This window comes from Rhodococcus sp. DMF-1 (genome assembly GCF_021441945.1).
Taxonomy (GTDB): domain Bacteria; phylum Actinomycetota; class Actinomycetes; order Mycobacteriales; family Mycobacteriaceae; genus Rhodococcus; species Rhodococcus ruber.
Genome location: NZ_CP090442.1, coordinates 1,874,130 through 1,895,617, shown reverse-complemented (window position 1 = coordinate 1,895,617; position 21,488 = coordinate 1,874,130). Strand labels below are relative to the sequence as shown.

Below are 21,488 nucleotides of genomic sequence, written 5' to 3'. Positions count from 1 at the left end.
CCGCTCAGCGGCCGCCGTCGGGTTCTCCGCAGTGCGCGGCGATCACGGCGCGCGCCGCACGCCCGAGCGCCACAGCGGCGTCCCAGCTGTCCCCGGACGGCAGGATCGGCTCGCCGACGACCAGGTGGACCGCCCCGCGGTGGATGATCCTGCCGTGCTCGGGCCACATCATCGCGCGGGTGCCGGTGATCGCGACCGGGACCACCGGAAGACCCGCCCGCGCCGCGATCACGAACGCGCCCAGGCGGAAGGACCGCAGCCCGGGGACCTCCGAGAGTGCGCCCTCGGGGAAGACCACCAGGCGCCCCCCGGTGCGGGCCACCTCGACCAGCCGGTCCGCGTCGGCCACGCTCTGTTCGCGTTCGGTGCGCTCGACGAACCGCGTCCCGAGCCGCCGCAGGAGGAACCCGATGAACGGTTTGCGCTCGAAGACCTCACCGGCGACGAACGTGTAGCTGCCCGGCAGGACCGCCGACATCGCGATGGCGTCCAGGAAGCTGGCGTGGTTGGCGACCACCACACAGTCCGGCAACCGCTCGAGATGCTCGGTGCCGTCCGCGGTCACCGGGGTGCGAGTCAGGCGCGCGAGGGCCCGTGCGGCCCGGCCCGCGGCCGCGCGGCGCGCCGAAAGGCGAGGCAGCACCGCCACGGCGACCAGGGTCGGCAGGCCGACCACGACGACCGTCGACCAGCACCACAGGGCGAACGCCCCGGTCCGGACCAGGTGTGCCGCGCGCCGCAGGCTCGGGACCGCGCCGCGGACGGCGAACCGGGTCAGTTGCCACCACACCGGCCGGGGACGGGCCCGCATGTCGCCCTGTTCGTAGCGTTCCCGGGTGGCCGACCGGCGGATCTTTCCGCTCGAGGTCTTGCGCACCGTTCCGGGCGGGGCGAGCACGATGTCGTCCGGCGGGGTCCCGAGCAGGTCCACCGCGGCCCCGACGATGCGTTCCCGGAGCCGGTCGAGGACGGCCGCTTCGGTCTCGCGTGTCTCGGCCAGAACGACCAGGCGCTCGGTGCCGCCCGTCTGCGCGGTGGTCGCGAACACCGCCACGCAGCCCTTCCGGATGCCGGGGATCTCGCCCACCGCCCGCTCGAGTTCCTCCGGGTGCAGGTTGCGGCCCGCCCGGATGACGAGGTCCTTGACGCGACCGGTGACGTAGAGTTCGCCGCCGTCGAGATAGCCGAGATCGCCGGTGTCGAGCCACCCGTGCCGCGACAGTGCCCGGGTCGCCTGCGGATTGCGGTAGTACCCGGCGGTGGCCGAGGGGCCGCGGAACTCGATCCGGCCCTCGCGCCGGTCGCCCAGCACGTTCGAAGCCGAGTCGACCACCCGGATCCGGTGCCCCGGGAGCGGGTGGCCGCAGGCGACGAACCGCAACGGGTTCGGAACCTCGTCGCCGGCGGGCACCGCGCGGCCCGTCCGCAGGAAACGCTCGCGGTCGACTCGGTCGATCACCGGGCCCCGCCCGACGGGCGGGAAGGTCAGTCCGACGCATGCCTCCGCCAGCCCGTAGACCGGGGCCACGGCCTCACGGCGGAGCCCGTAGGCGGCGAAGCGCTCGCAGAACCGGAGCACCGTCTCCGCATTCACGGCTTCGGCACCGTCGAACAGCATGCGCAGCGAGCCGAGATCGAGCCCGGCGACATCGGCGTCGGCGATTCTGCGCAGGCACAACTCGTAGGCGAAGTTCGGCGCCGCCGACAGGGTCCCGTGCTGGGTGTGGATCGCCCACAACCACCGCTCCGGCCGGCCGAGGAATTCCAGCGGCGACATCACCGCCACCGGCACCGCGAAGTACAGGCCCGACAACCACGCGCCGATCAACCCCATGTCGTGGTAGAGGGGCAGCCAGCTGACGAACACGTCGGAGGGGGAGACCTCGGCGGCCGTGCCCATCGCCCGGATGTCGGCGAGCAGATTCGCATGGGTGAGGGTCACGCCCTTGGGATCACCCGTGCTGCCGGAGGTGTACTGCAGCAGTGCGATGTCGCCGGCGGCGCGGGCGGCGCCGGCGGCCTCCCCGTACCCGGCCAGTTCACCCGGGGTCACGACGTGGCGCACCGTCTGCACCTGGCCGGCCGTCAACCGGGCCAGGCCCGCGGCCTCCGGGTCGGTGACCAGCACACGGACCCGGGCATTGTCGAGGATGCGCACCTGGCGACGGAGGTGGTCGGCGAGCTGGGACGGACGTGCCGGCGGGTAGACCGGGACGGGGACACCGCCGGCCAGGAGCACGCCGGTGAACGTCGTGAAGTAGTCCCGGCCCGTGGGCAGCATCAGACCGACCGCGTCCCCGGGGCGCAGATCGCGGGCGAGCAGTGCGGCGGACACGGTGCCGGCCGCCGAGTACAGCTCGCCGTAGCCGATCTCGCTCCGGTGTCCCTCGGTGAGGATGCGCAGGTGGACACGATCCGGATGGGTGCGGGCGTGCCAGGAGAGCGCCTCGGTGAGGGTGGCGGTCGCCTCCGGGGTCCGTTCGGCGGGTGCCGGCGCGGCCCGCCGCGCGGGCACCGGACCGCGGCGCTCCCGCGCGGGTGCGCGGTGTACCGCCTGCAGGAGCTGACGCGGGGTGCTCACGGTGCCGAGCGCCTCGCGGGGCAGGCGCACCGCGAAGGCCTCTTCGACACGGGAGAACAGTTCGGTGACCGCGAGACTGTCGAGGCCGAGATCACGATCGAAGACGCTGTCGAGGCGCGTGCCGGCGGCGCGGTCGATCGTGTACCGCTCGGCCACCAGATCGCGGACCACCGACAGCAGCAGGGCATCGTCCTGCCCCGAGATCGTAGGCTCGCTCACTGTCGTCTCGCCGCCTGTGGGAGGGACCGGTCGTCCTGCTGCCCAACATAGGCGCGAGTGCGGGCGACGAGAAGGGCCGAAGGCCCCCGGCCGGCCGGTTCACCCCGGTCCGGTGCCCGTTCGGTGCCGGCGGACCCGGAGAAGCCGGAACGGCTCGGCGAGCAGGAGCACGGCGGCCGCGAGATAGAACGCCACCGCGAGCTGCGGCAGGAACGCCGCCAGCACGGTCGAGGCGGCCATGAGTACCGCCGCCGACCACCGCTCGCGGGCCAGCGTCGGCAGTTCGGCGCGGCCCGCCTCGTCGGTCAGGTCGGCGGCGCGCACGGCGTAGACGACCAGCACGTTGCTCATCAGGATCGCCAGGGTCAGGTTCACGCCGAACGCCACCGTCGCCGGTCGTCGCGCCGCGTCGGCCAGGTGGGTCGCCATCAGGCTGGTGGTGAACGGCAGGAAGGAGACGAACAGCAGCAGCAACAGGTTCAGGCGCAGGAAGACCGCGTCGGCCGCCCGCAGCACGCGTGTGAGGTTGATGTGCTCGACCCACACCCCACCGATGAAGGCGAAGCTGACCAGGTATCCCAGAAACGAAGGCCATTCGGCACGCAGGTCCTCGAGCAGCCGGGTTGCCGATTCGGGTACGTCGAGTTCGAGGACGAGCAAGGTGATGACGATCGCGAACACTCCGTCGGAGAACGCGTCGAGCCGCGTGGTGGGCAGCAACCGGCCGCCGCGTCGCGGGGTGTCGTGGCGCGGGCGCGGCGCGCCGGAATCGTCCTCGGCGGGCGTCACCCCACGACCATGACACAGGCGGGTTCGGCGCAGTGGACGATCGGGGGGCGCCGGTGTTCGCGGTCGGATCAGCCCGGCTTGCGGCTGCAGAAGATGGCGGTGCCGGGAAACAGTTCCCCCCGCAGCGGGCTCCACTGGCCCCACTCGCGGTCGAGCCCCTCCGGCCATTCGGGTTCGACGATGTCGCGGATCTCGAGGCCGGCCGCGACGAGTTCGCGCACCCGGTCCCCGATGGTGCGGTGATGCTCGACGTAGGTGGGAACCCCGGTCGCGTCGACCTCCACGTACGGGGTGCGATCGAAGTACGGCAGCATCGCGGTCAGCCCCCGCTCACCCGGATCGTCCGGGAAGATCCAGCGGATCGGATGGTTGACCGCGAACACCCAGACCCCGCCCGGGCGCAGCACCCGCGCGACCTCCCGCATGACCCGTGCCGAGTCGGCGACGAACGGCACCGCCCCGAACGCCGAGCACACGATGTCGAAGCTCTCGTCCGCGAAGGGCAGATCCTCCGCACCGGCCTGCACGAGCGGCACCCGCGGTCCGCCGCGGTCCATCGCGGCCTGCCCGCGCGCGAGCATCCCCATCGAGATGTCCAGCCCCACCGCCCGGGCGCCCCGGCCGGCGAGCCAGCGGGCGCACGGCGCCGAACCGCAACCCACCTCGAGGACGTCCCTGCCGGACACGTCGCCGAGCAGGTGCACATCGTCCTCGTGCAGTCCCTCCGGGCACCACACGAACTCGCCGTCCGCCGAGTCCACACCGAGGAACTCGCCGTGGGTGCGGTGGTAGTCCGCGGCGTCGGCGTCCCACCAGGTGCGGCTCGCACGTTCGCTGTCCCTCGTGCCGAGGCGGGCCCGACCTGCGCGGGTCGTTCCCAGGACGGACTGGGCGTGGGCGTGACGGTCGTCGGACATGTCGTTCAGGGTAGAGCCGCCGGACGGGCGACACCGGCCCGGGTTTGCCCAGCTAGCACCGGGACGCGTAGCCTGAGGGTCGCGAGTGTCCGCCCGTGGCCCGACAGGATCCGGCGCGGTCGCCCGCGGCGGGGTGTGCGCGGCGTTCGCGCGGCGCGCGGTCCGCTCGTCCGACCGAACTTCATCAACCGACTACCAACCCGTCCGGAGCAACTCAACACATGCCCTCCACCACCGTCACCTCGCCGCAGGTAGCCGTCAACGACATCGGCTCCGCCGAGGATTTCCTCGCCGCCATCGACGCCACGATCAAGTACTTCAACGATGGCGACATCGTGGAAGGCACCATCGTCAAGGTTGATCGCGACGAGGTGCTGCTCGACATCGGTTACAAGACCGAAGGCGTCATTCCGTCCCGTGAGCTCTCCATCAAGCACGACGTCGACCCCAACGAGGTCGTCTCCGTCGGCGACGAGGTCGAGGCCCTGGTTCTCACCAAGGAGGACAAGGAAGGCCGCCTGATCCTGTCGAAGAAGCGTGCGCAGTACGAGCGCGCGTGGGGCACGATCGAGGAGCTCAAGGAGAAGGACGAGGCCGTCAAGGGCACCGTCATCGAGGTCGTCAAGGGCGGCCTGATCCTCGACATCGGCCTGCGTGGCTTCCTGCCCGCCTCGCTCGTCGAGATGCGTCGCGTCCGCGATCTGCAGCCGTACGTCGGCAAGGAGATCGAGGCCAAGATCATCGAGCTCGACAAGAACCGCAACAATGTGGTCCTGTCGCGTCGCGCCTGGCTCGAGCAGACCCAGTCCGAGGTCCGCAGCGAGTTCCTGCACCAGCTCCAGAAGGGCCAGGTCCGCAAGGGCGTCGTGTCCTCCATCGTCAACTTCGGCGCGTTCGTCGATCTGGGCGGGGTGGACGGCCTGGTGCACGTCTCCGAGCTGTCCTGGAAGCACATCGACCACCCGTCCGAGGTTGTCGAGGTCGGCAACGAGGTCACCGTCGAGGTTCTCGACGTCGATCTGGACCGGGAGCGGGTGTCGCTCTCGCTCAAGGCCACCCAGGAAGACCCGTGGCGTCAGTTCGCCCGGACCCACGCGATCGGCCAGATCGTCCCCGGCAAGGTCACCAAGCTGGTTCCGTTCGGCGCGTTCGTGCGTGTCGAGGAGGGCATCGAGGGCCTGGTGCACATCTCCGAGCTGGCCGAGCGCCACGTGGAGGTTCCGGACCAGGTCGTGGCCGTCGGCGACGACGCGATGGTCAAGGTCATCGACATCGACCTCGAGCGTCGCCGCATCTCGCTGTCGCTGAAGCAGGCGAACGAGGACTACAACGCCGAGTTCGACCCGTCGAAGTACGGCATGGCCGACAGCTACGACGAGCAGGGCAACTACATCTTCCCCGAGGGCTTCGACCCCGAGACCAACGAGTGGCTCGAGGGCTTCGAGAAGCAGCGCGAGGAGTGGGAGTCCCGCTACGCGGAGGCCGAGCGTCGCCACAAGATGCACACCGCTCAGATCGAGAAGATGGCTGCGGACGAGGCCGCCGAGGCCGCCGCGGGTGTCTCCGGCAGCAACTACTCGTCCGAGACGGGTGCGGAGACCGGCGTCGCCGAGTCGACCGGCGGTTCGCTGGCCAGCGACGCGCAGCTCGCCGCGCTGCGCGAGAAGCTGTCCGGCAACGCCTGACACGTTCGATCGAGGGGCCCCGCACCGATCCGGTGCGGGGCCCCTCGCGTGTGCCGCCCGGAATGGGCGGACGGAAGGGCGGCGGGCACCGGTGCCGGACACCACTGTGGCCCCGCTCCACGAGGAGCGGGGCCACAGTGGTGTGCGTCGCGCCGACCGGGGCCGGAACTGGTCAGCTCACCGCCGGGGTGGTGGCCCACTGGGCCGGCAGCTCGGCGGCGCGTTTGCGTATCGCCGCCTGGCTGTGGCGGGCGTTGCTGAGCAGCATGGTGAACCAGTTTCGCCGGTGTTCGGCGAGCGCGGCGGCCACCTCGGGGATGAGGATGCAGTGAACACCGTTCTCCATGCCGAGACGATGCCGACCGGGCAGCTGAGGGGAGGATCGCATGCGGTGCCTTCTCGAGTGGGGCGGGTAACGACGGTGGTCGGACGCTCGGTCCGACGATATCCGACGCGCCGATGATACTGGGGCAGGTGAGACCGGTGCGATCGGCGTGTTGCCGCCGAAACCGCAGGTCGCGACCTCTCTGTGACCCTGCTGTGACTGCAGTGTGACGACCGGCCGGTGTCCCGCCGCCGGGCCGGTGATGCGACACTGGTCGGCGTGCTGAGACTCGGACTGACCGGAGGTATCGGGGCGGGCAAATCCACCGTCTCCCACGAACTCGTCGCGCTGGGGGCGGTGCTCGTCGACGCGGACACCATCGCCCGCGAAGTCGTCGCGCCGGGCACCGAGGGCCTGGCCGAACTCGCTGCGGCGTTCGGCGAGGACATCCTGCTGCCGGACGGATCCCTGAACCGGCCCGCCTTGGCCGCCAAGGCCTTTGCCAGCGACGAGGCACGGGCGGTGCTCAACGCGATCACCCACCCCCGGGTAGGGGCACGCACCGCCGAGCTGGTCGCCGCCGCCCCGGCCGACGCCGTCGTCGTGCAGGACATCCCGTTGCTCGTCGAGGGAGGCATGGCGCCCGCGTTCCACCTCGTCGCCGTGGTGCACACCGACGCCGACGAGCGGCTGCGCCGTCTGGTCGAACTACGCGCGATGCCCGAGGACGATGCGCGTGCCCGCATCGCCGCCCAGGCCACCGACGAACAGCGCCGTGCCGCAGCGGATGTCTGGTTGGACAACAACGGCGAGCGCGACGTCCTCGCCGCGGCCGTGCGCAGGCTGTGGACCGAGCGGCTCGTGCCGTTCGAGGCGAACCTGCGCGGCCGCGTCCCCGTGCGGCCGGCGCCGGTGCTCGTCGATCCGAACCCGGACTGGCACCGGCAGGCGCAACGGCTGATCGCCCGGCTCGCGCTCGCCGCCGGGGGCCGCGCGCTGCGGATCGACCACATCGGTTCGACTGCCGTGCCCGGTCTGGCCGCCGTCGACGTCCTCGACCTGCAGATCACCGTGCCGGACCTCGCCGCGGCGGAGGCGCTCGACGACGCCCTGGCCGGGGCCGGCTTTCCCCGCATCGCCCACGTCGACCACGACGAGCCACAGCCGTCGTACGGTGCCGGCGGCGAAACCGATCCGGCGGTGTGGGGCATGCGACTGCACGGCAGTGCCGACCCGGGCCGGCCCGCGTACGTGCACCTGCGGGTGCAGGGCTGGCCGGGCCAGCAGTTCGCGCTGCTGCTGCGGGACTGGCTGCGCGCGGACTCCGACGCGGCCACCGAGTACGCCGAGATCAAGCGGGCCGCGGCCCGCGACGCGGCGGCCCGCCACGACCCCGCCGAGGCTGCTGCGGTCTACGCCGAGGAGAAGGCGCCCTGGTTCGACGGCGCCTCCACGCGTGCCCGGGAATGGGCCGAGCAGACCGGATGGTCGGCCTGACGCGCGGGCCGGGGACGGCTGAGCGGCGGCTCAGCGCCAGCTGATCGGCATGGCCAGCGCGGCCAGCCACGCGTCGAGGTCGTGGCCGTGCGTGGCGATGCCGTCGACCGCCCGCAACGCTCGTTGCACCGCGCGCTCGGCGGTCCCGGGATCGAGCAGACCCGCCGCCGCGGCGGCGAGCAACTCGTCGACGTCCTCGACGGCGGTGTCGCGTCCGGTGCGCACCACGAGGTCGAGGTAGTGATCACGCGAATGCCACACGTCCCCTTCGCGCCAGAACTCGCCGATGTCGACGTACCGGTCCTGGTCGCGCTCGAAGCCGGGCCGGAAGTGGAAGATCGAGGCACGTAGGCCCAGCTCCGGCAGCAGCCACGACTCGAGATACCCGAACTGCGGGTGGTCGGCGGGCCGTGCCATGTACAGACCCCACTGCTCGACGCGATACACCTCCACCTTCCGCACGAAGCCCTTCGGGTCGACGTTGGTATGCGCGGCCACGTCGAAGGTCTCGACCTTGACGTGGTGGAGCTTCGCCTCGGACATGACCTGAACGTTACTGTGGTCCGACCCGGCGAACCCGACGGTGCCGGACCTACCGGCCCGTCGGCCCGGCCGGCGTCGGCCCGGCCGGCACCGCCGTCGTCGTCTCGTGCCCGTTGTCCTGCACGAGCGCGGAGGCCGGCAGCCGCCACAGCGCGCCGGCCTGGACGTAGTCGCCGGCGGACCCCGCGAAGTTCACCACCGTGACGACGAAGACGGTGAGAACGACGTCGACGGGCACGGTGAACAGCAGGGCCACCAGGACCGCGCCCCACAGCGCCACGGGAGCGAGCGTGACGGTCACGGCCGCGTTCCGCGTGAGCCAGGCGTCGCTGCCCGTCGTCAGGAAGGGGAACCGCACCGCGTACGTCGGACGCACACCGGAGAGGATCCGGGAGACCAGGCCGTGGGTCAGTTCGTGCACCGCCAGGTAGCCGAGACACGCCACGACGGTGACGACGACCGTCGGCGCCGTGCCCCAGCCGCTCCGCAGCGGCAGGTCCAGGAGTACCGCCGCGCCGAAGAGGACGGCGACGGTGAGAACGAGGACGGTCCGCACGGCCGCGACCGCCCGCGTGTCGTTCTTCAGGTCCAGCCGGGTGTGGACCCGGTAGTCCGGTGGCGGCGCCACCGCGGGCTTCGGATCGTTGCGAGCGTTCACGGGTACCCCCTGGAGGTCGCGGTCTCCCGGACGGACTGTCCGACGAGAGCCGGCGGTGGACGGCGGGCCGGTCCGACCGATCATGCCCGGCGGACGACTCCGTGTCCCGGCGGACGACTCCGTGTCCCGGCGGCCACGCACCGGGTCCCCGCCGCCGATCGGCATTGTCGGTGCCGCCGCCTACCCTGGTTCCCATGGCGTTCGCAAGCGAGCATCCCGTTGTCGCCCACTCCGAGTTCCGCCCGGTGGGGGAGATCGAACGAACCGAGGGCCGGTTCGAGGTGGTCAGCGACCACCAACCCGCCGGGGACCAGCCGGCCGCGATCGACGAACTCACGCGCCGCCTGCAGGCGGGGGAGAAGGACGTGGTGCTGCTCGGCGCCACCGGCACCGGCAAGTCGGCCACCACCGCGTGGCTGATCGAGCGGGTGCAGCGCCCCACCCTGGTGATGGCCCCGAACAAGACCCTCGCCGCCCAGCTCGCCAATGAGCTACGGGAGATGTTGCCGCACAACGCCGTCGAGTACTTCGTCTCGTACTACGACTACTACCAGCCCGAGGCGTACATCGCGCAGACCGACACCTACATCGAGAAGGACTCCTCGATCAACGACGACGTGGAACGGCTGCGGCACTCGGCGACCTCGGCGCTGCTCTCCCGCCGTGACGTCGTGGTGGTCGCGTCGGTGTCGTGCATCTACGGCCTGGGCACGCCGCAGTCGTACCTGGACCGCTCGATCGCACTCGAGGTCGGGGTGGAGGTGCCCCGGGACGCCCTGCTGCGCCTGCTGGTGGACGTGCAGTACACCCGCAACGACATGGCGTTCACCCGCGGCTCGTTCCGAGTCAAGGGCGACACCGTCGACATCATCCCCGCCTACGAGGAGCTCGCCGTGCGCATCGAGTTCTTCGGCGACGAGATCGATGCCCTCTACTACCTGCATCCCCTGACGGGGGACGTGGTGCGCAAGGTGGACTCGCTGCGGATCTTCCCGGCCACCCACTACGTCGCGGGACCGGAACGGATGGAACGGGCCGTGACGGGCATCGAGGCCGAACTCGAGGACCGGCTCGCCGACCTCGAGAACCGCGGCAAACTGCTCGAGGCGCAGCGCTTGCGCATGCGCACCCAGTACGACCTGGAGATGATCCGGCAGGTCGGGTTCTGCTCCGGCATCGAGAACTACTCGAGGCATATCGACGGCCGGCCGGCCGGTTCCGCGCCGGCGACCTTGATCGACTACTTCCCGGAGGACTTCCTGCTGGTCATCGACGAGTCCCACGTCACCGTCCCGCAGATCGGCGCCATGTACGAAGGGGACATGTCGCGCAAGCGCAACCTGGTCGAGTTCGGGTTCCGGCTACCTTCGGCCGTCGACAACCGCCCGTTGACCTGGGAGGAGTTCGCCGCACGCATCGGCCAGACCGTGTACCTCTCGGCCACCCCCGGTCCCTACGAACTCGGGCAGGCCGGCGGTGAATTCGTCGAACAGGTCATCCGCCCGACCGGGCTGGTGGACCCGAAGGTCGTGGTCAAGCCCACCAAGGGCCAGATCGACGACCTGGTGCACGAGATCCGCGAACGCGCCGAGCGAGACGAGCGGGTGCTCGTGACCACCCTGACCAAGAAGATGTCCGAGGATCTCACCGACTACCTGCTCGAGCTCGGCATCAGGGTGCGCTACCTGCACTCGGACATCGACACCCTCCGGCGGGTCGAGCTGCTCCGGCAGCTGCGGCTCGGCGAGTACGACGTCCTCGTCGGTATCAACCTCCTCCGCGAGGGCCTCGACCTGCCGGAGGTCTCGCTCGTGGCGATACTCGACGCCGACAAGGAAGGGTTCCTGCGGTCGACGACCAGCCTCATCCAGACCATCGGCCGCGCGGCGCGCAACGTCTCCGGCGAGGTCCACATGTACGCCGACAAGGTCACCGACTCGATGGCGCGCGCCATCGAGGAGACCGAGCGTCGCCGCGAGAAGCAGATCGCCTACAACCTCGAGCACGGCATCGACCCGCAGCCGCTGCGCAAGAAGATCGCCGACATCCTCGACCAGGTCTACGAGGAGGCCGACGACACCGTGGAGGTCGGCGGCTCGGGCCGCAACGCCTCCCGCGGCCGCCGCGCGCCGGGGGAATCCGGTCGGGCCGTGAGCGCCGGCGTCTACGAGGGCCGCGACGTGAAGTCCATGCCCCGCGCCGAACTGGCCGACCTGGTGCAGGAACTGACCGACCAGATGATGAACGCCGCCCGCGAGCTGCAGTTCGAGCTGGCCGGAAGGTTGCGCGACGAGATCGCCGACCTGAAGAAGGAACTGCGCGGGATGGATGCCGCGGGTCTCGCGTAGCGTCTGCGGCATGGACCCACAGTCTGCCGGCCGCACCGCCCGTGCCCTCGAACTGATCCACTCCGTCGGGTACTTCGCCCCCGAGGTCGACGTCGCCCTCGGCGACACCGGCCTCGAAGGCGGCCGGATGCGGTACTTCGCGGCGCGTTCCGCCGCGCTCGGGGCCGTCGGCGCCGGCGTCGTGACCGCCACCTTCTACAACTTCAGTCCCCGCCTGGTCGCGTCCGCGATCCCGCGCGCCTGGCAGCTGGCCACTCCCGACGCCGTCGTCGCCGCCCGGTTGCGCGGCATCGACGAGGCACTGGCCCGGATCCTCGGTGCCGAGGTGCTCGACTCCCCGGAGATGCACGAGGCGGCGGAACTCGCGGCGAGCGCCGCCCGGGCCGTCCCCGGGCCGGAGGGCCGGCCGCTGTACGCCGGGCATGCCGACCTGCCGTGGCCGGACGCCCCGCACCTGGTTCTGTGGCACGCGCTGACCCTGCTGCGCGAGTACCGCGGTGACGGGCACGTCGCCGCCTTGCAGACCGCCGGACTCACCGGCATCGAAGCCCTCGTCACCCACACCGCCGCAGGTATCGGGTTCAGCGAGGACTTCGCCCGCGCGCGCCGCGGTTGGAGCGCGGAGGAGTGGACTGCCGCGGCGACGGCGCTGCGTGCCCGCGGACTGCTCGACCGCGCCGGTGAGCTCACCGACGAGGGTTTCGAGGTCCGCGAACTCGTCGAGGACCTGACCGACGACCTCGCGGCGGCGCCGTGGGCGGCGCTGGGCGAGAGCAAGGCCGATCGACTGATCGAGCTCGCGCTGCCGTGGCGGGACGCCCTCGTGGAGTCCGGCGTGTTCCCCGCGCAGATGTTCGGCCCGCGTTACGGTGACGCACGGTAACGTCAACGGCGGTCAGTGGCGTCGAGCGCACGCCGGCAGGTCTGTGGGATCCACCCCAAAGGCTGCCGGACCCGTCCGATCGGCCGTTACTGTCTACGCAGCAGTCGGAGGGGGGACGCATCGACGGTCGCCCGCCGGCCAGACCCGACCAACTTCATGGAGGATTGCATGAGCGCCTACCGGACCGTAGTCGTCGGCACCGACGGTTCCGAGTCGTCGTACCGGGCCGTCGAGAAGGCGGCAGCTCTCGCCGGTGACGCCGAGGCCCGCCTCGTCATCGCGTGCGCCTACTACCCGGTGGATCCGAAGGACAGCGCCCGCGCCGCCGACGTGCTCGGGGACGACGCCTACCAGGTGACCGGATCGGCGCCCACGTACGACATCCTGCGCACCGCCCGGGAGAAGGCACACGCGGCCGGCGCCCAGAACGTTCTGGAACGGGCCGTCGTCGGGGCGCCCGTCGACTCGCTCCTCGAACTGGTCGCGGAAGTGGAAGCGGACCTGCTCGTGGTGGGCAACCGGGGCCTGAACACCCTCACCGGCCGGTTGCTCGGGTCCGTCCCGTCCGACCTCGCCCGCAAGTCCACCTCGGACGTGCTCATCGTGCACACCGTGCGCTGACCCCCGGGGTCAGCAGTACGTCTCGCGGGCGGCACCCACGTAGAACCGGGCGGCATCGTCGCCCTGCAACGCCGCCCGCGAGACGGACGCCGCGAAGGCCGCGACCGGCCGGACCGAACCGAGGACCTGGTCTTCCGGCAGTCCGGCAGCCAGCTGTGCACACGTCCCGCGGACCAGCGCCACGAGCGTCTCGTCGGGCACGCCGGCGGCCAGCCCCACCTCGGCCAGGGCCTGTTTGAACCGCAGGGCCGGCCCGTCCAGCGCCGCTGCCTCGACCGGAGCGGCCGCCATCGGGACCGTCACCGGGACGGAGGGACCGGAGTCGTCGGACGCCGAGGTCCCCGCGCATCCCACCGCCGCGGCGAGGAGCCCGGACCCTGCCAGGAGCCGTGTCCAGTGCCTCCGTGTCCGATCCCTCCGTGTCCGATCCCTCCGTGTCCGATCCCTCCGTGTCCGATCCCTCCGTGTCCGATCCCTCCGTGTCCGATCCCTTCGTGTCTGATCCCTTCGAGGCCACGCCTTCCTCACCGCCCCGCCTCCCGTTCCGACCGGCCGCACGTTCGCCCGCAACATACCGCCTGCCGGGACGGGGCGGACGTCGACACGGCACATCGACGACCCCTCACGACCGGGCCGGCGTCGCCAGTGCCGTCAGCGACTCGGGCAGCTCCCCGGTGTGCAGCACTCCGAGCCGCTGGGTGGCGCGGGTGAGCGCCACGTACAGGTCGTTGAGCCCGCGAGGCGACTCCGCCACGATGGCGGCCGGCTCCACCAGCAGCACCGAGTCGAACTCCAGGCCCTTGACCTCCCTCACCGTGGACACCCGCACCGAATCCGACCGCAGGTGATCCCATTGCGCCGCCAGCTCGTGCGGCGCGATCACCGCGGTCAGACCCGGCCCGTCGTCGTCCGCGAGGGCGCTGCACACGGCCTCGAGCAGGTCGTCCTCGACGACGTGCCGGGCCCACGGCGCGAATCCCGACTCGCGCACCGAGCGGGGCGGCACCTGATGCGGGTCGATCTCGGCGAGCACCGCGTGGGCGATCTCCATGATCTCCGCGGGCGTGCGGTAGTTGACGGTCAGCTCGGCCTTCTTCCACCGATTGGCCACGTACGGCTCGAGGATCCGCTGCCAGGACGAGCACCCGGCCGGATCTCCGGTCTGGGCGGTGTCCCCGACCAGGGTCATCCAGCGGTTCGGAATGCGCCGCATCAGCATCCGCCAGGCCATCGCGGACAACTCCTGCGCCTCGTCGACGATCACGTGCCCGTACGTCCAGGTGCGGTCCCCGGCGGCGCGCTCGGCCGTGGTCTCGTGGCTCGACCGGCCCTGCCGCTGCGCGAGCTGGTCGGCGTCGATCAGGTCGTACGCCATCAGGATCTCCGGGTCCAGGTCGTCCTCGAGATCCTGCGGCGCCGACCCGGTCAGGATGTCCAGGGCGCCCTGCGCGTCGGCGATCTGCCTGCGCCACTGCCGCGCGGCCCGCTCGCGTTCGGCGGCATCGTCGACCCCGAGCAGTTCGGCGAGTTCGTCGAGCAGGGGTGCGTCCGCGGCGCTGAACACGCGCGTCGCGGTCGGGCGCAGCAGCAGCTCGCGCTGGTTCTCGTCGAGTTCCGGTGCCGCCGACGCGAGCCGTTCCCGCGAGGCGAACAGCTCGGCGAGCACCTGTTGCGGGCTCAGCTGCGGCCACAGCGAGTCGATCGCCGCCACGATGTCCCGGTCCGACCGCATCTCGGTACGGATGTCGTCGATGTCCTCGCGGCTCAACAGATTCGCCCCGCCGACCGGATCGGCACCGATGATCGACGCGAGCTGGTCGGCGAGGGCGTCCACCACCGCGGCGACGAAGATCGGACGGGCCAGGTTGTGCGGCCGCCGCGACGACCGGGCCCGTCCGCGGGCCCGGGTGACCGTCTTCCGGTCGAGCGTCAGCCGGTAGGTGTCGAAGACGAGGGGGATCGGCGTCGCCGGAACCTCCTGACGATCCCGCACCGCCTTCTTCAGCACCTCGACCATGTCGAGGGAGCCCTTGACGGTGCCCGCCTCGAGCGAGTCCTCCACGGTCGCACGCACCCCGGGGTACAGGTCACCGATCGTCGACAGCAGCACGCCGGTCTCACCGAGGGAGGGCAGCACCTGCCCGATGTAGTCCAGGAATGTCGAGTTCGGTCCGACGATGAGCACACCGCTCTTCGCGAGCTGCCGACGGTAGGTGTACAGCAGAAACGCCGCCCGGTGCAGGGCGACGGCGGTCTTCCCGGTGCCGGGACCCCCCTGCACGACGAGCACGCTCTTGTGCTCGGACCGGATGATCGCATCCTGCTCGGCCTGGATCGTCGCGACGATGTCCTGCATCTGCCCCGTGCGCGCGGCGTTCAGCGCGGCCAGCAGTGCCGACTCGCCGGCGACACCGCCCGCCGAGACGGTCGCGTCGTGCGCCTGGGCCGCGTCGAGATCGAGGTACTCGTCGTTGAGGGCGGTGATCGCCCGGCGGCGTGACCGGATGTGCCGGCGCCGTGTCACTCCCTCCGGCGCCGCCGGCGTCGCCAGGTAGAACGGCCGCGCCAACGGCGCCCGCCAGTCCAGCAGCAGCGGCTCGTAGTCGTTCGTCTCGTCGAGGATGCCGAGGCGGCCGACGTACCGCACCTCCGTCGCGTCGCCGTCCTCGTCGTCGCGGACGTCGATGCGGCCGAAGCACAGTCCGTGCTCGGCCGCGTCGTACTTCGCGATGTCCTCGGTGTACAGCTGCGTGAAGGACTCCCGCTCACTGCGGGCCTGGGGGGTGCCGCCGGTGTCGAGCAGGACACGGCTCAGGCGGGTCTGCGCGTAGGCCCGCATGGAGTCGAGGTGGCCGTACAGCATCGACAGGTAGACCTGCTCACGCTCATGGTCGGGGTGGGACAGGCCATCGGCCGGCAAGGGGTCTCCTCGGGGTCGGACGGGGCGACGGGTGCGCCGCGACGAAGTGCCCAAGAAGTCTAGTGCCGGTCCCGCACCCGCGCAGAATCACCGGGTGCGGGACCGAACCGTGCGGTCAGCGCTGCAGCTGCAGGCGGGCGCGGGTGAGGGCCTCTTCGGCGCGGTGCCGGGCCTGCTGGGCCCGCAGCAGGGACCGTTCCTCCGCCGTCAGCGCCCGCTCCCGGGCGACCTTGGCCAGCTCGGGGCCGCGTTCACGGGCCGTGCCCCACAGCAGCGCGCTGCGTTCGCGAGCGACCTCGGCGAGTTCGGGGCCGCGTTCCTTGGCGACGTCGAGCAGGCCGGTGCCGCGTTCGCGGGCGACCTCGGCGAGTTCGGGGCCGCGTTCCTTGGCGACGTCGAGCAGGCCGGTGCCGCGTTCGCGGGCGACCTCGGCGAGTTCCGGGCCGCGCTCGCGGGCGACGTCGAGCAGGTGCGTGCCGCGTTCGCGGGCCACCTCGGCGAGTTCCGGGCCGCGCTCGCGGGCGACGTCGAGCAGGTGGCTTCCGCGTTCGCGGGCGGTGCCGGCCCTGTCCGAGGCCTCCTCCGACAGGGTCCGCACCCGTTCGGCCACCTTGTGCAGGCTCTCGGTCACCGCCTCGCCCGCGGCGTCGTCCTGATGGGGCAGGACGCCGGCGACGGCCTCCTGGGCGCGTCGTGCGGCCCGCCGTCCGCGCCACCCCAGCGACGGCTTGCCCTCGGTGTCCACCGCGGTGATGATCAGTCCGCCGAGCAGGCTCACGTTCTTGAGGAACTGGGTGCGCTGGATGGCGCGGGCCTCCGCGTCCTCGACGTTCCAGAAGTCGTGGCCCGCCACCGTCGTCGGGACGAGCGTGGTGGCCAGTGCGAGCGCCGCCAGCCGCGGGGCCTTGCCCACCGCGAGCAGCGCACCCGCCCCGATCTGCACGGCGGCGTTGATCCGCACGAGCGTCTCGGGATCGTTCGTGATCTTCTCGCTCACCGTGTCCGGGAGCTTCCCCGTCACCGTGTCGGGCAGCATGCCCACCGCCCGGTCGAGTCCCGGCTGCGCGGCCGCCGCCTTGGTGGACGAGTCTCTCAGCGCGTCGATGCCTCCGGCTACGAAGACCGACGCAAGCATGGGGCGGGCGATTCTGCGGACAATCATGTGCTTCCTCCCGTGATCGGTGGCGGTTCCACCTTCGCACGCATACCCCGCCGCCCGGCGGGATATGCGCGTCCGGCCGGGATCACGCCCGCCGGCTCGGGTGTGCGCCGCAGGTGGCACGATGTCGGTGTGCACGGTGGGGGCGAGGAGACGAGGAGCGGCGACGTCGGTGTGGCCGGGGTGCGGGTAAAGCGGACCCCGACCTCACTCGGGGTCGCGGCCACGCTACCGGTTCCGGTCGCGGCGCTGTTTGAGGTGCTCCGGAATCCTTTGCGGCACAGTGAAATCGACGGTTCGGGGACGTTGATCGTCCCCGCGGGGCAGCCCCGGATCACCGCCGTCGGGCAGCACTTCGTCGCGCAGGTGCACTTTCCCGGGGGCACGGCGTATCCGGTGGTCAATCACGTGGTGGCGTTCGAACCCGGCAGGTTGCTCGCCTGGCTGCCCGCCAACCCGGACACCCCGCCGCTCGGCATCCGATGGGAATGGACCTTCGCCGAGGCGGCCGGGGGGACCGCCGTGCGACAGACCTGCGACTGGTCCGCGGTGACCGACACCGCGTACCTGCGCCGGGTGCGGCTCCCGCGGGTCTCGGCCGAGCAGATGTCCGCGAGCCTCGCCCGACTCGAGCGCGCCGCGCGTTCCTGACCTGCTCCGCATGCCCGGTGCTCGCGCCCCCGGTGCGGCGGTGCCCCGACGTGTCTCATGTCACGCGCGCCCCGGTATTGCTGATTGCTAAACTGCGCAAGTACACGCACCGCTCGTCTTGCGGTGGCTCGGACGACGGGAACGGTGATGGTCGCGCAGGCACGTCAGCCCCTCTACCGGATGAAGGCGGACTTCTTCAAGACGCTCGGGCATCCGGCCCGCATCCGGGTCCTCGAGTTGCTCAGCGAGCGCGACCACGCGGTCTCCGAGATGCTGCCCGAGGTGGGGATCGAACCCGCGAACCTGTCCCAGCAGCTGGCGATCCTCCGGCGTGCGGGGCTGGTCACTGCGCGCCGGGAAGGGCTGTCGGTGACCTACGCCCTGACGTCGCCGCGGGTCGCGGAACTGCTGGGCGTCGCCCGCGCCATCCTCACCGGTGTGGTCGCCGGACAGGCAGAACTGCTCGAGGACGATGTTGCCGAACCGGCGGGGGTCCGGGCCCGCGGCTGAGCCGGCCGCTCACCCGGGGCGCCACGCGCGCATTGATTGCAGACTTTATTAAGTTCTTAGTTGTTGTTTGTGGTGGAGGCACGATGTCGATGTCGACGGAACAGCACGATGCGGAGACCGGGCGCACCGGAGAAGAGGCGACGGGAGCCGGCCCCGTCGTGGCTCGCGCCGCACGGTCGGTCGCCGCGCTGATGCCACGCTGGGGTGAGTGGAAACCGGCCCTGCGTTCGCCCCGCGCCGATCTGACCGCGGGGCTCGTCGTCGCCCTCGTCGCCCTGCCCCTCGCGCTCGGCTTCGGCATCAGCTCCGGACTGGGGGCCGCGGCGGGGCTCGCGACCGCCGTCGTCGCGGGTGCGGTCGCCGCCGTGTTCGGCGGCTCCCGCTTCCAGGTGTCGGGCCCGACCGGCGCGATGACCGTCGTCCTGGTGCCGATCTTCCACGAGCACGGCGCCTCCGGCGTCCTCGCGGTGGGACTCGTCGCCGGCGTCGTTCTCGTGGTTCTCGCCTTCGCCGGCATCGGCCGGGCGGTGCGCTTCATGCCCGCCCCGGTGATCGAGGGCTTCACCGCCGGGATCGCCGTCGTCATCGCCCTGCAGCAGGTCCCGGCCGCGCTCGGCATCGCCCACGCCGAGGGGGAGAAGGTGTGGCAGAGCGCGTTCGACGCCGTCCGACAGTTCGCCGACCGGCCGTCCCTCCTGCCCGCAGCCGTGGCGGTGCTCGTCGCGACGGCCATCCTGATCGGGAGCCGGTACCTGCCGAAGCTGCCGTTCTCGCTCGTCGCAGTGGTGCTGGCCACCGTCGTCGCACAGCTGTTCCATCTGGACGTCACGCGGATCGGGGCCATCCCGTCCGGCTTCGGTGCCCCCAGCCTCGGATTCCTCGACCTCGGCGAGCTGACGTCGCTCCTCGCGCCGGCGCTCGCGGTGGCCGCGCTCGCGGCCCTCGAATCCCTGCTGTCCGCGACCGCCGCGGATTCGATGAGCGTCGGCACCCGGCACGACCCGGACCGAGAGCTGTTCGGGCAGGGCCTGGCCAACATCGCCGCCCCCCTGTTCGGCGGCGTTCCGGCCACGGGCGCGATCGCACGCACGGCCGTCAACGTCCGGTCGGGGGCGCGGTCCCGGCTGTCCGCCCTCACCCACGCCGTCATCCTCGCCGGCATCGTCTACCTCGCCTCGCCGCTCGTCGCGCAGATCCCGCTCGCCGCCCTCGCCGGGGTTCTGCTCGCCACCACCGTGCGCATGGTCGAAACCGCCTCGATCGTCGCGATCACGCGGGCCAGCCGCGCGGATGCGATCGTCATGACGGTGACGTTCCTGGTCACCGTCGCCCTCGACCTCGTGATGGCCGTGGCGATCGGTGTCGGGTTCGCTGCGGTTCTCGCGCTGCGGGCGGTCGCGAGGTCCGCCCGGATCGAGCAGGTTCCCCTCGACGAGGACGGGGATCACGCCGACGAGGAACACGAGTTGCTGCGCGAGCACATCGTCGCGTACCGGATCGACGGCGCCCTGTTCTTCGCCGCGGCCCACCGGTTCCTGCTCGAGCTCGCCGATGTCACGGACGTCAAGGTCGTGATCCTGCGCATGTCCCGCGTGACGGCCATCGACGCCACCGGTGCGATCGTCCTCAAGGACGCCATCACTAAGCTCGAGCACCGGCACATCACGGTGCTGATCTCCGGGGCCAGGCCCGAACATCTGCGGCCGTTGTCCGCCCTGGGGGTGTTCACCACCAAGGACAGCGAGGAGCGGCACGTCTTCGCGACCACACCCCGGGCCATCGCGTACGCCCGCATGCTGGTGCTGCCGGAACACCGGTACGCCCCGACCGTCGCCGGTGCCGAAGGGCCGAGGCCGGGACCGTTCGAGGCCACTCCGCGCGGGTAGAATCGGCCTCGTGACCGGCCCTCGCCGCAACCTGGTTCTCCTCACCCGGTAACACCAGGTGAGCGCGGGGACCGGTCGCCTGCCGACGGTGGTGCCCGGCGTACGCCCGGCCCGGGTCGGGTGCGCCCCGGCTCGCCTCCCGGGACCGACCGGCTCCGGCCAGTAGCATCTTCCCCCGTGACCGACGCGACCGCGAGTGCCAGCCGCCCTGCCGCCCTGCGCGTCCTCGTCTACAGCGACGACGCCGACACGCGCGAGCAGGTCACCCGCGCGCTGGGCCGGCGACCCGATCCCGAGCTCCCCGAACTCGACTTCGTCGAGGTGGCGACCGCGCCGATGGTGATCCGGCGCATGGACGCCGGCGGTATCGACCTCGCGATCCTGGACGGTGAGGCAGCCCCCGCCGGCGGGATGGGGATCGCCAAGCAGCTCAAGGACGAACTCGAACAGTGCCCGCCCGTCGTCGTGCTGACCGGCCGCCCGGACGACGCGTGGCTCGCCGACTGGTCCCGGGCCGAGGCCGCGGTGCCGCGGCCACTCGACCCGTTCCGCCTCGCCGAGACGGTCGTCGCGCTGCTGCGCGGCCGCAGCACCACCTGACGGCGCCGCGGGACGCCCGCCCCGGCGGGCCGCGCGAGTGGGCCGGTCCGCGAACGGTCGGGCGAAACGGAGAAATCGCGCCGCGTGGTATCCGCCTCGGGGAGACACCCCGCCGGTAGGCTGAGCCGTACATCACAATGATGCGGTTGAAGTGACCCACGGCACCGACACCGCCTCGTGATCGTTCGGCCCCAGCGGCCGAGAGGTCGGCAAGGGCAACGGAGTCGGCGCGGGTGGCCGGCTCGCACGGAGAGGAGCCAGGCGCCGTGAACGTCTACATCCCCATCCTCGTGCTCGGCGGGATCGCGGTCGCGTTCGCCGTGTTCTCCGTCGTCGTGTCCTCGGTGATCGGCCCGAGCCGCTACAACCGGGCCAAGCTCGAAGCCTACGAATGCGGGATCGACCCGACCCCGCAGCCGCCGGGCGGCGGCAGGTTCCCGGTGAAGTACTACCTGACGGCCATGCTGTTCATCATCTTCGACATCGAGATCGTGTTCCTCTACCCGTGGGCCGTCCACCTCGACGCCCTGGGGGTCTTCGGGCTGGCCGCGATGGCGCTGTTCGTGTTCAACGTCGCAGTGGCCTACGTCTACGAGTGGCGGCGGGGTGGTCTCGGCTGGGACTGACCGCGGCAGGTATTGGGTGCGACAGGGAATGGGATTGTGCCGTAATGGATTCGAACACCGACCGAAAGTG

19 protein-coding genes are annotated in these 21,488 nt (G+C 71.5%); 10 read left to right on the top strand and 9 right to left on the bottom strand.

Annotation, left to right across the window (positions count from 1 at the left end):
* Positions 1-4 precede the first annotated feature (4 nt).
* From LZP97_RS08670 to LZP97_RS08660, 3 genes are all read right to left on the bottom strand, one after another.
* Positions 5-2,800 (bottom strand): AMP-binding protein, encoded by a 2,796-nt coding sequence (locus LZP97_RS08670; RefSeq protein WP_040275119.1) that lies wholly within the window; start codon positions 2,798-2,800, stop codon positions 5-7.
* A gap of 99 nt (positions 2,801-2,899) precedes the next feature.
* Positions 2,900-3,589 carry a TMEM175 family protein gene (locus tag LZP97_RS08665; protein WP_017681324.1) on the bottom strand — a complete coding sequence of 230 codons (690 nt, stop codon included), beginning with the start codon at positions 3,587-3,589 and terminating at the stop codon, positions 2,900-2,902.
* Positions 3,590-3,657: 68 nt separating this feature from the next.
* The gene (locus LZP97_RS08660) at positions 3,658-4,506 is read right to left on the bottom strand and encodes a class I SAM-dependent methyltransferase (RefSeq protein WP_010595324.1); all 849 of its coding nucleotides are present in this window, start codon (positions 4,504-4,506) and stop codon (positions 3,658-3,660) included.
* Positions 4,507-4,727: 221 nt separating this feature from the next.
* On the opposite strand from LZP97_RS08660, the gene rpsA reads away from it, so the two are divergent.
* Entirely contained in the window at positions 4,728-6,191 is a 1,464-nt protein-coding gene (rpsA, locus tag LZP97_RS08655) for a 30S ribosomal protein S1 (protein WP_010595325.1), read from the top strand.
* 172 nt (positions 6,192-6,363) lie between these two features.
* On the opposite strand, the gene LZP97_RS08650 is transcribed toward rpsA, so the two are convergent.
* Positions 6,364-6,579 carry a hypothetical protein gene (locus LZP97_RS08650; protein ID WP_010595326.1) on the bottom strand — a complete coding sequence of 72 codons (216 nt, stop codon included), beginning with the start codon at positions 6,577-6,579 and terminating at the stop codon, positions 6,364-6,366.
* A gap of 216 nt (positions 6,580-6,795) precedes the next feature.
* Here LZP97_RS08650 and coaE point away from each other — a divergent pair, with 216 nt between their 5' ends.
* Positions 6,796-8,013, top strand: a complete 1,218-nt coding sequence (coaE, locus tag LZP97_RS08645; protein ID WP_026137901.1) for a dephospho-CoA kinase — start codon at positions 6,796-6,798, stop codon at positions 8,011-8,013.
* 30 nt (positions 8,014-8,043) lie between these two features.
* Here coaE and LZP97_RS08640 read toward each other — a convergent pair whose 3' ends face one another.
* Positions 8,044-8,556 carry a DUF402 domain-containing protein gene (locus tag LZP97_RS08640; RefSeq protein WP_017681321.1) on the bottom strand — a complete coding sequence of 171 codons (513 nt, stop codon included), beginning with the start codon at positions 8,554-8,556 and terminating at the stop codon, positions 8,044-8,046.
* Between the two features lie 49 nt (positions 8,557-8,605).
* Positions 8,606-9,214: a DUF3267 domain-containing protein gene (locus LZP97_RS08635; protein ID WP_026137900.1), complete on the bottom strand. Its 609-nt coding sequence runs from the start codon at positions 9,212-9,214 to the stop codon at positions 8,606-8,608.
* Between the two features lie 194 nt (positions 9,215-9,408).
* Between LZP97_RS08635 and uvrB the strand changes: the two genes are divergently transcribed.
* The 3 genes from uvrB (at position 9,409) to LZP97_RS08620 (ending at position 13,066) form a co-directional block, all read left to right on the top strand.
* Positions 9,409-11,562, top strand: a complete 2,154-nt coding sequence (gene uvrB / locus LZP97_RS08630) for an excinuclease ABC subunit UvrB (protein WP_010595331.1) — start codon at positions 9,409-9,411, stop codon at positions 11,560-11,562.
* A gap of 10 nt (positions 11,563-11,572) precedes the next feature.
* Positions 11,573-12,445: an SCO6745 family protein gene (locus tag LZP97_RS08625; RefSeq protein WP_026137899.1), complete on the top strand. Its 873-nt coding sequence runs from the start codon at positions 11,573-11,575 to the stop codon at positions 12,443-12,445.
* A gap of 168 nt (positions 12,446-12,613) precedes the next feature.
* The gene (locus LZP97_RS08620; RefSeq protein ID WP_010595333.1) at positions 12,614-13,066 is read left to right on the top strand and encodes a universal stress protein; all 453 of its coding nucleotides are present in this window, start codon (positions 12,614-12,616) and stop codon (positions 13,064-13,066) included.
* 9 nt (positions 13,067-13,075) lie between these two features.
* Here the strand turns inward: LZP97_RS08620 and LZP97_RS08615 are convergent, their stop codons facing one another.
* The 3 genes from LZP97_RS08615 to LZP97_RS08605 form a co-directional block, all read right to left on the bottom strand.
* On the bottom strand, positions 13,076-13,357 hold the full coding sequence (locus LZP97_RS08615; protein ID WP_017681317.1) for a DUF732 domain-containing protein: 282 nt from the start codon (positions 13,355-13,357) through the stop codon (positions 13,076-13,078).
* Positions 13,358-13,688: 331 nt separating this feature from the next.
* Positions 13,689-15,929, bottom strand: coding sequence for a HelD family protein (locus LZP97_RS08610; RefSeq protein ID WP_099528191.1), 2,241 nt, complete (start codon positions 15,927-15,929; stop codon positions 13,689-13,691).
* 172 nt (positions 15,930-16,101) lie between these two features.
* On the bottom strand, positions 16,102-17,148 hold the full coding sequence (locus LZP97_RS08605; RefSeq protein ID WP_048771065.1) for a DoxX family protein: 1,047 nt from the start codon (positions 17,146-17,148) through the stop codon (positions 16,102-16,104).
* A 270-nt stretch (positions 17,149-17,418) separates the two neighbouring features.
* Here LZP97_RS08605 and LZP97_RS08600 point away from each other — a divergent pair, with 270 nt between their 5' ends.
* The 5 genes from LZP97_RS08600 to LZP97_RS08580 all read left to right on the top strand — a co-directional run bounded on the left by LZP97_RS08600 (position 17,419) and on the right by LZP97_RS08580 (position 21,418).
* Positions 17,419-17,796: a hypothetical protein gene (locus LZP97_RS08600; RefSeq protein WP_234575000.1), complete on the top strand. Its 378-nt coding sequence runs from the start codon at positions 17,419-17,421 to the stop codon at positions 17,794-17,796.
* A gap of 147 nt (positions 17,797-17,943) precedes the next feature.
* On the top strand, positions 17,944-18,306 hold the full coding sequence (locus LZP97_RS08595; protein ID WP_010595340.1) for an ArsR/SmtB family transcription factor: 363 nt from the start codon (positions 17,944-17,946) through the stop codon (positions 18,304-18,306).
* Between the two features lie 83 nt (positions 18,307-18,389).
* Positions 18,390-20,192: a SulP family inorganic anion transporter gene (locus tag LZP97_RS08590; protein ID WP_048771069.1), complete on the top strand. Its 1,803-nt coding sequence runs from the start codon at positions 18,390-18,392 to the stop codon at positions 20,190-20,192.
* A 177-nt stretch (positions 20,193-20,369) separates the two neighbouring features.
* Complete coding sequence (locus LZP97_RS08585) at positions 20,370-20,792, top strand: Rv3143 family two-component system response regulator (protein ID WP_010595342.1); 423 nt, start codon at positions 20,370-20,372, stop codon at positions 20,790-20,792.
* Between the two features lie 266 nt (positions 20,793-21,058).
* Positions 21,059-21,418 carry an NADH-quinone oxidoreductase subunit A gene (locus LZP97_RS08580; protein ID WP_010595343.1) on the top strand — a complete coding sequence of 120 codons (360 nt, stop codon included), beginning with the start codon at positions 21,059-21,061 and terminating at the stop codon, positions 21,416-21,418.
* The last annotated feature ends 70 nt before the right edge of the window (positions 21,419-21,488 follow it).